The sequence below is a fragment of the Pandoraea sp. NPDC087047 genome (genome assembly GCF_044745225.1).
Classification (GTDB): Bacteria; Pseudomonadota; Gammaproteobacteria; order Burkholderiales; family Burkholderiaceae; genus Pandoraea.
The window spans coordinates 252,419-265,262 of record NZ_JBIUZU010000001.1; the positions used below are offsets into that span (position 1 = coordinate 252,419).

6 protein-coding genes are annotated in these 12,844 nt (G+C 55.6%); 1 reads left to right on the forward strand and 5 read right to left on the reverse strand.

The annotated features are described in order from the left end of the window. Positions 1-56 precede the first annotated feature (56 nt). The 5 genes from ACIPHM_RS01070 to ACIPHM_RS01090 form a co-directional block, all read right to left on the reverse strand. On the reverse strand, positions 57-563 hold the full coding sequence (locus ACIPHM_RS01070; protein WP_400323519.1) for a hypothetical protein: 507 nt from the start codon (positions 561-563) through the stop codon (positions 57-59). A 258-nt stretch (positions 564-821) separates the two neighbouring features. Continuing rightward, positions 822-6,680, reverse strand: coding sequence for an ATP-binding protein (locus tag ACIPHM_RS01075; RefSeq protein WP_400323521.1), 5,859 nt, complete (start codon positions 6,678-6,680; stop codon positions 822-824). 264 nt (positions 6,681-6,944) lie between these two features. Then, the gene (locus ACIPHM_RS01080) at positions 6,945-8,744 is read right to left on the reverse strand and encodes a hypothetical protein (protein WP_400323523.1); all 1,800 of its coding nucleotides are present in this window, start codon (positions 8,742-8,744) and stop codon (positions 6,945-6,947) included. A 53-nt stretch (positions 8,745-8,797) separates the two neighbouring features. Further along, entirely contained in the window at positions 8,798-9,313 is a 516-nt protein-coding gene (locus ACIPHM_RS01085) for an ABC-three component system middle component 2 (RefSeq protein ID WP_400323525.1), read from the reverse strand. Beyond that, positions 9,310-10,437: an ABC-three component system protein gene (locus ACIPHM_RS01090; protein ID WP_400323528.1), complete on the reverse strand. Its 1,128-nt coding sequence runs from the start codon at positions 10,435-10,437 to the stop codon at positions 9,310-9,312. The genes ACIPHM_RS01085 and ACIPHM_RS01090 overlap by 4 nt, the downstream gene beginning before the upstream one ends. A gap of 1,008 nt (positions 10,438-11,445) precedes the next feature. On the opposite strand from ACIPHM_RS01090, the gene ACIPHM_RS01095 reads away from it, so the two are divergent. After that, complete coding sequence (locus ACIPHM_RS01095; RefSeq protein ID WP_400323530.1) at positions 11,446-12,615, forward strand: PIN domain-containing protein; 1,170 nt, start codon at positions 11,446-11,448, stop codon at positions 12,613-12,615. Positions 12,616-12,844 lie beyond the last annotated feature (229 nt).

Consider the following 12,844-nt stretch of genomic DNA (forward strand, 5'->3'; position numbering starts at 1 on the left):
GAGAATTCCAACGCTTAGGCAGGCTCCGACAGCTGAGATTAACGCCGTTAAGCACTTCAATGTCTGATCGCGATCGCTCGACTTACACGTGCCGCGTCGAACAATCTCTCGTCCGAGATTTTCAGAGACTGTTTACTTTCGAAGGAGTCGCCGTACAGTGACTCGTATCGGAGCGTTAATCTTACATCGTGGTTCGTAAGAAAATCCACGATAGACATGAAACACAGATTATTGGTGTCTTCCCGCACCGTAATCAGTGGCGTCTCATTACCTGCCCGGATGACCGAGTCAGCAGCCGGCCAAGCAGATCGGAAGCAGTTCACATTGACGTAGCGCAGATCCTCGAGCACTTTTGGCCATACAGTATCGCCAAGCCCTCGATACTCTTTACCGTCCACATTCAATATGGCTTCCTTGAGGATCGCTGGCCCTGTGCCTTCGTTTGAGAGGTAGGCCCCCATGTGCTTGCCTTCGTTATCCAGATGGGGGGTAACGATGGCATAGGGTCGGGCAAGTCCCTTCGAGATGTGAAGGGCTTGAAAGGCAAACACCGCTGAAATCACGGCAGCTATAGCGCTCGCGACAGCTGCGGCTGCGGAGGCCGAGAACTTGACTCTGCACATTATTTTCGCTGAGGTTGAACATCACGCTTACTTGATCTCCGTGCACTATCGCATCATATGAGCCGTTGATGCATTGATATCGCTCGCGCACATTTCAAATCCATCGCCCTTTCACGGATAAGCAATTGATGGGTTGCATTGATGTTGGAAAAATCATTCACACACGTCACTCGCCCGCTTCCGAATATTCGGGGTTGGCTAGATAAACGTGACGCCTGTGCGGACCGTTTGGCTAAACGCTTCAAATGTCCCGGTCCTATGTAGCGTTCTAACCTGCCATACATAGAACGAACGCAATGCCATACTCGTATCGACGGGCCGGTTACGGTAGCGCGTTCCTCGAGAAACAAGAGCGGTCCCACAGTTGCCGCTCAACTGTACCGGCCGCGCTGGTCCCCAGCCGGCATTCCAATAACAAAGGTCTGCGACAACCTGTTCATTCAACTCAACCTCCAATTGCCCACCCTTCGGAATGACTTCGGCAAATTTAGCGCCAGGGAGCGTTGGGAGAAGGATCCGTTTCGGATATAGGTCGTGTTGGAGATATCCTAAGCGATTAAATCCGAGCGGGGCAGCGAGCGGCCAAGCTTTGCATTCCGTATCCATTAGTTGGTCGAGATCGGGCAAAACCAAGGCGGTTGCAGTGCTCAGTGGCTCGAGGAATCTGCTGGCGAGCATTGCCGTGCCCGCTGCCAAATGTGTTGCTAGGTCCGCGTCGGCGACCTTGCTGCCGTCTGCTTGCGCCCACCGAACGATCGAGACTTCCATGCACCGCTCCATCGACATCACAATTGGCGAGGCGAAAGCTATCAACTCGTCGCCCGGTCGCGCCGTTTGTACGCGGCCAAGTAGGTTTCTCAAAGATGCTTCGAAGGTTGCGGCATCCCCGTCGAAATCCGTGCTCTCCGGAAACCAAGTCGGACGCATAGAGCGGAGCGACGCTAACGTCGGGTGGACGGGCAGCGCCAGGAGCGCTTTGGTGTCAGATAGATCGCGCGGCATGCCCCAGAACGTCTCCGCGACCGCCAGTGTGCGGAGGTAGGCAGAGATGGATCGAAGGGCAGTTCGCGACGACAGCTGCCCAGAAAATCCGTCGCCAAAGGGGCGCAAAAAGTGTGCGGGGTTTCCTTGGTACGGTGCATCTGGGTAAGCCGAGTGATTCGCAGCCCACTCGAAGGCCATTTGGCGGGCAAACGGAAGTCCGGTGCCGTGCTCGAGCTCGTTCATTGATGTCCGGAAAATCCGTGGGAGGTCTGAGCCCTGTACCCCATCAAAATCTTCGGGAATAGCGAATTCGTCGGGCACCTCCTCCATCACTTCATGGGCATCGTCGTCCCAAAGATCAAGACTTCCCAGTAGCGTCTGAGAAAGGACCGATGGCTTCAAAACACATCTGGCAAGATCGGATGTGGGCGTGTAGCCATCGGTCTGCGCAGCCATCCAGAAGATGCACAGGATCTCAACCGCTTCGGCCTCTAGTTTGCACTTGGCCATCCGCTTGAGCAGTGCCGACTCAGTTTCGGCTTTCACCTCCTGCTTCCCTAGTCGAGTCGCCAGTTCTTGCATCGTCCACCATCTCGCCGAGGTGGACGGCCAACCGAGCCTGGCCGTGAGGATGCAAATCTCATTGCTCAAACTGCTGTCCTCGTGCGCGACTATTTCCGCGCCCCAACGCGGCATCTCTAGCGGCAGGGTGCGCGTGTCCTCAATAATGCAGTCAACCATCGCCTCCGCAAATTTCACAGCCTCAGCGATTCGATTCTGTCGCAAATAGAAGTAGACCATCAGCTCCGTGGGAGCCAGGCGCGGAGGATCGCGATCGTCAAACATGCCATAGGTCGTTGCGGTCACGAATTCGTCGCAACGTTTCGGATAGTGCTGGGCGACCAGATCGAGCCTGGCGCAGGTCTTTTCGCCGCTCTCCATAAAACCGATCCAAGCGCCTCGGCGAATCTGTGCCTGAACAAGATACTTCCATGCCGCGTTCAAGCCACTTAGTTTGCGCCTTGTCTGAAATGCGAGGTCAGACAGCACTAGGGCGCCCTTGCTCCAAGCATCACCTGACACAAGCTGGCCGTCGAGTGCCGCTAGGAGTTGCTTGCCCTGCCCGGCTTTATCCCAGTACTTGTACCATTCTCGGAGAACCCTAGTCTGCTCATCGTAGCCGCCTGCCAGGCTTCCCAGCAGCTTATCAAGTTGCTCGGGTGCAAAATCCGAGACGTTGCCCGTGAATGGACTGCCTTCTTTCTCACGATCGCCGTCAGCGGACCCCGAGCGCTGGAGCACTCCCACGTCCCATCCAGAATGCTCTCGCAAAACGCGAAGGCGATCCGCTGCACTTGAGCTACCCTCCTGTGCAAGTTGCCTAAGCAACTCCTGAATCTCCAGATGCAAACCGGTTCGCATCAGTGCATCTAGGGGCCACGCGTCCTTGACCCCCTGTCGGACGTAGGCGTGCAGACTGTCTTCCGCTTTCGACCAATCGCCAGCGGAAGTGTGCTCATCGAATTTGATGACCAACGCTGAGGGCTTCAATTTCGCGAGCAGCCGATCGGCCGCTGCAAGAACATGCCACGTACCCTTTCCGTCGGTGTAGTCAAGGATGTGATGAATCTGCGGTGCTATAAGGCTCAGTAGGCGGCGCGCGTCGTCCGGTGCAGCTTCCGCTAAGTAGCCGATGGCGTCTACCGTGTTGTTCAGCGTAGGATCCTTGCGATGCGAGTATCCGGTCGTCAGTTCCCAAGTTTGCTTACACAGTTCGCGGGCACTGGTGTGCAATTCATGGGCCAGCGCGATGGCACAGAGTTGGAGTGGCGTCTGAAGATGGACGCTCGTTTCCTGGCGAATCTCGGCGTCAAGTTGGTTGCGCTGGGAGTGGATAAAGGTGGCGGCTGCTTCGTCGCTCATCTTTGCCAGCAATCCAGACGCGTATTGCGCGCGAAACGACGCGTCGTCAAACCAAGTGCACCGGCCGGCCGCCTCCATTGTGTCTTCGCTCAATACAACCGTGCCTGAGTGACCCAGCAGGACGCTTCCCCGCCAGATGTCGCAGGCGATGCAATGCAACGCGCGTCTAAAGTCGTCCGCCGCGGAACTCGCATCGTAGCCTTCCCTGAAACGCCTGAACTCGACTATCCGCAGTAGCTCAAACAGCTCGTGGAAGTCCACGAATTCTCCGCGCCACCAACAATGTGCAACGTGCACTGCTGCCGATGACAATGCATTGAGAAAGTCGGTGATGTTTGCCCTGTCCTCGTAGGTTGGAGCGCGGACAAGGTTGAACTCAGTCTGACCTTCGGCTGCCATACACAGGTTCAGATGGACTCCACTAAAGAACCAGTGATGGGCGAGAGTCGCCAAATCTTCTGCGCGGTCGTAATAGTTGCCTTTGAGCCATTCAACGGGGATTGGCTCGGTCAACGGTTTGGAATCTTTCGACAACGCCGCTTCCACCGCGGCGACAAGCGGCGTTCGCGCAATCTCGCTGAAGTCATCCCGCTCGACGATTCTCACGCCAGCGATTGCCGCCGCGCGTACGCACGCGTCACTGATGACATTCTTTTTCTCTCCGGGAGCGAGTGAGGCTGCCGCGGCCATTAAGTCGTCCAGGTTGCCTTCCTCAATGAGCATACGCACTCTGGGGAGCCAAACGACCGGCGCATTGCCGGAGATCAGTTTGTTAAGTGCGGTCGAGTTTGTGCCCAAGACGCCGAGTCGCGCAAAAGTGCTCACCAAAAACTCGAATTCATCCGCTCCCGTGTTTGACGTGTACCTGCTGGAGAAGCGGCTAAGGCCTCTGAATCGGCGAAACGCTTCTTCACCGCACGTTTCAGCCAAGACCGTGTCGCCGCGAGAATGCAACGCCATTCCGATCGCAGCAACCCGAAGGATATCCGCCTCGTGCCGTGACGCCACGGCCTCGTTGACGACGCCCATATCGGAGGTCAGCGTCAACGTGAACGAGACGAGCCTAGCCATATCGCCGTCTTGCATCTGGAACTTGCTGCCGCCGACCATTCGTTCCCTAAGGTGGGCGAGTCGGTAGGCATCGGCGAACGCCTTGGTGTCCAGCGCGGCAACCAGGGCATCGGAAAGTAGCAAGTCAAAGAGCGACTCCGGATACCCCTCCTCCAACCGGAGCATGATCCAATCGCGGGTGAGTCCAGTAATGAGGTTTTCTGGAGCACCTAGTCGCGCTTGAACTGTCCAGAGCCAGTTCACACGGAGTGCGGTTGGCGCAGAGCTCTCCAGCCAATAGGCTACAGCGGGCGTCAGCTCATTGACACGGTCAGCATAGCCAGCGGTTGCTCGCACGAAAACTGCAAGGCTTTCGTGGAAAACCTTCAGTCCAGCCGCGGAAGAATGAAGTAGATGCTCCACTTTCGCGACGTCAGGCTCTGCGTCTCTGACTTTAGCCGCGATTTCATTGAATGCGGTTCTTGGCCAGAAGAACGAGAACGCGCAGACCAGCCGTAGTGTGTCCTTGAGGCTAGGTGGAAGGCGCTCCCATAGCGATGCGTAGTAAAACTTTGCGTCTTTGCTCAAATCTCCTCTTAGCCGCCCAATATCCCATTCTGAAAGGGTGCCGCCTGCATGCTCAAGCTCGGACGTGGCATAAATGACGTGTAGTGGATGGCCGTTGGTCTTCGTGCGAAGAGCGGTTGCAGCGTCTTGCAGGCGTCTTTCTGCCTCGTCGCAACCGGCAAGGCCAGTGCTAAGCCTGCCCTCGTGAACTGCCTTGCGCAGGTACGACAGCACTGCATTTTCGGACATTGCAGGCAGCGTTCGCCATTCAGACTTTGGGGCGATCGCAAGTAAGTCTGCTGGGAGCTGAGCGTCGTCGACAGGCTGCGTTCCGACGAGCAGCACCATGTTGTCTGGGCATGGAATCACTTGGGAGAACACGTCCTCTAGAGGCCGTTTGTCAGCTGCGTTAATCCGCCAGACGTGGTCCAATCCATCCAGTACGAGTACGAACGGCTTGCCTTGTGCCTTGTAGTGCAGTGCACAGGCTTCAAGGAGCATACGTAGACTCCCCGATGGGGCCGAAACCTCCGGATGACGCCGCTTGACTTGTGCCTCGATTGACTGTTCGACTGCGTAGCTGTTGACTCGATCGAGCCCCCGCTCAGTTGTCGAGAGGAAGTAATGGTGGCGTACCGTTGGAACATCGCTTTCGGCGAGTGCGTCACACAATGCACTTAGGTAGGTACTTTTTCCGCGGCCGGGCGGCCCTGTCAGCACAATCACGCCACCGACAGTAGCTACGGTATCCCGGATGAACTCCCGATGGAATGTCTCATCTGGCGCCTCATAGCCTAGAGGGACAGCGAAGTCTTCAGGTAGAGGTGCGGGCGGCGTCGATCGTAGGATTGCTCGAACCTGTTCTAGGGCGATCCAACCGTCCGGCGGCGGAGAGTCTTTCTGTGTCGCCCAGTTCAAGGCTACTGATTTAAGGATGGCAATTCCCTCGGGGGTACCGTGTTTTCGCAGCCGCGCATCGATCTCCCGTTCCAGCGTCTCAAACCCCTTGTCGCTGTGAAGAATATGCAGTTGACTGAAAAACGCTTCACAGTCTTGCTCACTGCCCAGTTCAGCGATGACCTCAAAACGCTTTGCGTCTGGGAGCTTGGCGAAGCAGATATTGTCGCCGTCCAGGCAGGCCTCGATATCGGCATCCGGGAGGCGATTGGTTGTCAGTGTTAGCTTGCCGATACGAGCCGGGTCTAATGCCTTGAACGCGTCAAACCACTTGCGCAACATCGACCGGGATCGTTCCGTCTTGCCGGTCTTCGAGAGGATCCAATCCCAACAAAGTGGGTGCCTGTCTGGGGACGGCGTGAATTTGATCTGGTGCAGCTCGACCCGCTGGTCTGAACGCTCGACGACAATGTCATCCAGCCCCATCGGTGCGACGGCCTCATCGTCGCACTCAAATTTCACCTTAGTGTATCGAGCGGGCGCATCCAGCCAGTCACAAAGTACCCGGAGGCCTTGTCGGTTCTGATAGATGTATCCAGCTGCAGTGATTGCGGTGTTCTTGATGTTGTCGGACATAGGTGAGTTCGCCTCCCACCGCTAAGGACACCTACTATTAAACACGAGGCGTTGAGTGGCTATTAAATTGCACGGGATGATGTAGGTCCTGTCGACGTCGGCAAGGTTCGCGCAGCGACGGGACATCAACTCCGTCGGACCGCTCTACCAAGGTGGCCACAAGTACCTCGGTATCACACAGCGCCTAGTTTCCCAACGATCGGCCTGCTTGCGCGCTTGGGGCGCGCCCAGCGTATGCTGAGCGAATTCTCATGTATCAGTTTTCTACTGAGATTTCGGCGGAAAAAATCCGGCGCGGTCATCACCTTTCGCGTTCTCGCCTGCAAACCATTGATAATGAACTTCCTCGGCGATTTCGCTCGGAGGCTCTTTGTTCTCAATCACAATGACCTGTACGTCTTTCGTTGTTTTGGCAAGCGAATCCCAGAAAGCCGCTTCAATGCCGGCGTCAATCTGCCCACTCTCCCCTTTTACCGATTCGCTCCTTTTACTCTTGTAGCTTGTCAGCGGTGAGTCGATGATGACTACTCCGGGATGCGGCACGTTATTTTTCGCACAGTATCGCAGTAATCCAATTGCAAAGGCTGCGTAGAGAACTGCCCGGACGCCTTTGCCAGATGACTGACGCGGCTTACCATCCACAACGATGTCGTATGATTTTTCGTCGAACTGGACTCGTGGAGTACCTTTCCAAGACCATTCGACCAAGACGTCTTGAATCTCTGCGCACAACCTCCCGAGCTCTTCCGGCGGAAGGCCCGCCCAGGTTTTCTTGGGCGTACCGCTTTCGGCGAGGGCTGCACTAATGTCGTTCTGGCGTTTAACCAATTCTTGCCAACGTTCTCGTTCAACTCGTGTAGCGTCACGTTCGGAATGTTGAATCATGAGTTTCTCGAGCTGCTCAGCCGTTACCTCCAAACGTGGGGCCAAAGTGCTAGTCAACTCAGCATTCGAATTGTTGAGGTCGAAATCGAAGACCTTTCTGTCAAATTCGACCAAACCTTGACGACCCTTAACGTCGCTAATTGCCGCAGCCAAGTCAGTTCGATGCGCGTGGATTTTCTTAGCTTCGGCCACTGCCGACTCTCGGATTGGGGGAGCGGCGGAATCCGGGGGATGCGAGTGACCTGGTGCCATTATCTGGTCGCAGACTGGACAGGGAACGTCCTGAAGCGCTTCGAAATAGAAAGAGCTTTCGGAAATGAAGTCGAGTCGGTCCAAGTCAGAGGCGTACCGTTCGTCCAGCAGTTGATACCTCGAAAGAAGTTCTCGAAAGCCGAGCAGCTGCGAATCGGCTTTCAGTATTTTCCAAGTTGCCTCTTGCGACTTTTCGAGCGCTTTTTCCCGAGAGGCAACGAGACTCGTAAGCTCGCCTTTCAGGCGCTGAATCAAGTTGTCTAACTCTGTATCGTCTGTCGATGCATTCAATCCACCCGGTATTGCGAAGCGCTCGTTCAATGGCTCCAACATCTCGTTGACAAGTTCGAGCTTTGCCTTCAATCGCGCCTTCACGATTTCGTTCTTTTCTCCGGCCGCTAGGCCTTCATCGTCAACTCCAGTGAGGACGTACGAAAGAGCACGTTTGCGGGCAGTATCACCGAATCCGGGCTTCCCTGTTACGGGGGAGTGTTGATCGATGACAGAGACTTCGTCGATAAGGAACAGCGGTTCAATAGTGCGGATAGTGAAGCGTTGAGTTTCGCCACCGACGTTCTTGCGAAGGCGAGCTTCGTTGATGTCCGCGAACGGCAACAAGATTGACGTAACGTCCGGGCCTTTGCTCAAGCCTTTTCTAGTCGGGGCTATCGGCTCGCCTGCTCCGGAAATATCGTCGATGGGTACTCGATACACCATCAGACCGCCGCCGTCTGTTGGGCGCTCCAATGTGATGACTTCATCATCCGAGTTCACGAATTCGACGGCGAGGTGAGTGTATCCCGCCGCTTCTTCGACATGCTTAAGATTCTCAGCTCCGAGGATGAAGTTGATGCATTCCAGAAGAAAGCTTTTCCCGGTGTCGGACTCGCCCGCGAGCACGTTGGCGCCGCTGTAGAACTGAACCATGGCATCTGCCAGACCAGGTCCTCGGAGCCGAATCTTTCTAATTTGAAGCATTGTCACAGTTCCAGTAAATCAACAGCGGTGAGGCTTTCGAACTCTGAGCCCCATCGTCCCAAGTTTTGCACCATGAAAGTTTCGAGCTCCTCGTCCGTGTGCTCACGAAACCGGCCGACTGTCCATTCAGCTCTAGCGACCAACTCCTGCGCGTAGGCAGATTTCAGTAACTTGATGAACGCGTCGGTCATATCGGTGGCTCGGTACAAGAAGCCCTGTGGAGCAAAGACGAGTTCAATCAATTCCTTCCCGAGCATCTGGGTTAAACCAGCGTGGATGACTTTTCGCTTCACGAGTAGCTCGGTGCCTCGATGAGGCATCGCCGGATGTAAGCTAGCTGGGCCAGCATCCACGTCACCCGAGTGGACGAGCAGGTAGTCGTAGGAAACGAGCCGCTGGAGGTCTATTGCATCACCTTGCGCCGCGTTGAGGATGAACAGAGTCCGGAACCCGTACTCAAGAGCTGAATTGAACGGGCGAATCTGAGGCGTTCGGATTGGCTTGTCCGCGCTATTCATGGATTACACCAATCGAGGATGTCTTCGTTCGCCATCTGGTGGCACATGCCTTCACGGTCCTTGCCTGTCACATGGGGAGCCAGCGGGTGTGCACCAAGTTGAATCGCTTGGGCGGCGGCAACTGTGGCCTTTAGGCGCGCCATTGGACTTCCATTGGAGTCGGTGTAATGGTGGTACAGCCCGTCGCTGAATTCGGTGAGCAGCGAATCGAAATAGGCTTGGTCCGCCATCTGGTCGCGAGCCAGCTCTTTGAGCCCCTCTGCGCTGTAGAACACCAATCGAGAGCGCTCGAACAAACGTGCGTGAGGTGGGCTATGTTTGAAATCTGCTGCGTCAACGACCTTCGTGCCAAGAGCATCACCGATTACGCTGTACAACTGTCCGATGTATTTCGTCTCGTTTGCTGCGACCGTCGATGGCGGCGGAGGCGGCGGCGGCCTGTCCAGCAATGGTGCGCCGAACACCGTCATGTGATATTTAGTTTGAGCGTGCTCCGCGATTAGGTCGTGAGGCTGCTTCGCAGAAAAGATGCTGAAATCGAAGCTGAGGATGTGCTGCTTGAGCTCAAGAGTTAGTGCGATGGTCTGCTTCGAAGTTATGGACTTCGAGTAGTTGTCCCAAGAATCAATCATCGCTTTCTGAAGGTCGGCCGGCACGTCAAGCAAGTCCTGAAACGTCGAAGTGACGCCCTTGTGCGTCACAAAAGAGTAGAGTTCGGGCGCCGCGTAGTCGCCGATATGCGTGTAGTGCAGCACCTTCGCTATCTCGATACCCGCTTTGGGCAAACCGAGCTTCGCATCATAGTGCTTGCATTGGTATAGCTGCCAGCGACGCGGGGTTACGCTCGATGCGTCGAGCCAGACGACAACGTCTCGACCTTTATCCCCAGCGCCCCCCCGGACTTGCACCTCGACCACATTGATTTGCTTTGCAAGGAATTCGCTCGCCCACTCGAGCGTAAATCGCTCGAAGTCGTCGGCGCTGAATTGTGCTAAGCGGTCCAGTGGGGCGACGGGAAGACCAACTCCCAGTCCTAGCAGTCGAGCATTGGCACCGGGCCAAGGTGTTGGCAGTGGCAACGCTGTAAGCGCAGTGCTTGTGCCTACTTTGGCAGTTTTGGCCACAGTCCCCTCAGATTAGATGTCTTTTAATCAATTGTAACAAAGAGACATCACGGCGCATCTCAATCGGCGCTGCGATTTACGTGGCCTGACGGATATTCTTGTATCACTGGCGCCTAGAGAATCACGGCCCCGTTGGTTGTGGGCAGGCCAGAGTCTCATAGACACCCACGCCATGGTTCATTGGTTAACGATTTGGACAGGAATTGCGATCGCTTTATTCGCGTCACTGTTTCCGACAGTTACACCCAACCTTGGATCGAGGGCAATTTAGGATCGGTCTTTGCAGTCCTTTCCGCATACTCGCACACAAGAAAGTCGGCGCTCGGCCGACGCCTAGCGAGCTATCACCATTTTCCTCCAGAATTCAGCAGAATTGTTATTGGATTTGTCGTTATGCTAACAAAATATTATAACTTTCGGCGAAGAATGATTTGTAACTCCTTGGGTTTTTTTATGTCACGCTATGGAAAGCACGATGGCGTTGGATAGACATATTTGGTAGACGACGAAGGACTCATCAACGCTCACCTGATCAAACACATCCTTACTTCCAATCGCTCCGATAATTCATCCCCAACCGGTGCCGAAGGTCGCGGCATCCTCTCTCGCCCCCAGCGTCACTTCCAAGTACGCGGATATATGATCCGGGTGGATTTTATAAGTGCCCGACATCGCAAACAACGGGCAGAATGCCGCTGTCCGCACGATCAAAGGTACACGGGTATCCGACCCTAAATAATGCCCTCTGCTGCGGTATACAGCCAGCCGGCGTATTCAACTTCATTTTTCGGAAACGCGAACCAATTTTCTCGGAGCGAAGAATGAGAGGCGACGGGCCGCTGACAGCCAAACGCATCCGGCAGTACCAGTTGGTCATTCGCGGCACGTACGTAAAGGTGTTTGGACGTCGTATGCTATTCGAAGTTGCTCCTGCGATCATCAAAACACGGGAAATATGACTCGCGTCGTGCGAGAATCAGACCGTTATTGCCAACTGCACCAACGTTCATGGACGAGAACATCAACAATCAAATCCTCGCCGGTGAGATCACCGCGCTGACCATTGACACGTCGATCTTTGAAAAGAACAGTCTCGCGCTGGAGAGCGGGTTGCTCGCTCAGCTCGAGCAGTTTCGCGAAGGCGAGTTTGCACTCGTCATAGCTAACACGGTGGCTAACGAGGTCAAGCGACATCTCGCGAAAAATGCAACGGACGCGACGAAGGCGTTACGCACTGCACTGGCGCATACCGCCAAGCATCGAGCGTTGAGCTCGGCGCATCAGGAGGAACTGACCGCGCTGAGCAATGTGGCGGCATCGGATGATGATGCGCGCGCCCGGAAGCGGTTCGACGACTGGGCACAGCGTGTGGGGGCGGAAATCCTTCATGAGAACGAATTTGCCTCGATCGGTGAAGTCATGCGCCGCTACGAGGCTGGTGAACCACCGTTCGCGGAAACCGGCGAGAAAAAACAAGAATTTCCCGACGCAGTGGCACTGTCCACCCTCGAAGGCTGGGCCGCGGCCCGCGACACGCGAATTCTGGCCGTCGCACATGACAAAGATTGGCAACGTTATGGTGCGCAGTCAGAGCGCCTCGTTGTGGTCGACGATCTCGCTGATGCACTGTCTACCATTCAGGGGCTGGGAGCGGCTCGCGAGCCAGCAGTACGCCTCGCTACGCAGTTTTTAGCCGGAGATGCTGTGGGACTTCATGCCGCAATACTCGAAGCCGCCCGACACCAGGTGGACAAGTTCGAGTTTCGTGTTGAGGCCGACTCCCAGTTCTCGGTGGAGGAAGAAGGCGTCGAAGCAACAGTGGACGATATCAGCCTCGACATTCCCGACGCGACCGGCGCCACGCTAGACACGATATCGCACGATGACGGACAGGCGGTGATCAAGGTTAGTGGAACCGCTTCTTTGCAAATCGACGTGCACTTCAGCTTTGAAAAATTTGACAGCATTGATCGCGATTATGTTGGCATGGGTAGCGCCACAATTCCCGACGACGTCGAAATTAAGTTCGAGGCGCTGGTGACGGTTCAGATCGATGCAGACGGGTTGACACTAGACGGTGTCGAATTGTTGCCGGCAACGCACGACATGTATTTCAACGACATCGAACCAGACTGGATGAGCGACCCTGACAACTACGGCGCTGACGACCAGGGGTAAGGTAAGCGCGCGCTTTCCGCCGGTCGAGACTGCGTTGCCTTGCGGCCTCGTTCCCGTGCTTGTATCGGTGACGGGCCTCGTCGCCACATGCTGGCCGAGCATCAGCCGCGCTTGGTTGCTCGACCGCGCGCTCTGCGGTTTGTCAACTCACGAATACCAGCAGGCCGATCGGCCGGCACAATAAAACTGAATGAGAGTTGCGATGTAGCGCGCTGTCTGTTCTGGGGCA

Coding starts and splice junctions, on each gene's coding strand:
- ACIPHM_RS01085 (WP_400323525.1), bottom strand. CDS start 9,313: ATGAATAGCGCGGACAAGCCAATCCGAACGCCTCAGATTCGCCCGTTC.
- ACIPHM_RS01095 (WP_400323530.1), top strand. CDS start 11,446: ATGGACGAGAACATCAACAATCAAATCCTCGCCGGTGAGATCACCGCG.
- ACIPHM_RS01075 (WP_400323521.1), bottom strand. CDS start 6,680: ATGTCCGACAACATCAAGAACACCGCAATCACTGCAGCTGGATACATC.
- ACIPHM_RS01080 (WP_400323523.1), bottom strand. CDS start 8,744: ATGGTTCAGTTCTACAGCGGCGCCAACGTGCTCGCGGGCGAGTCCGAC.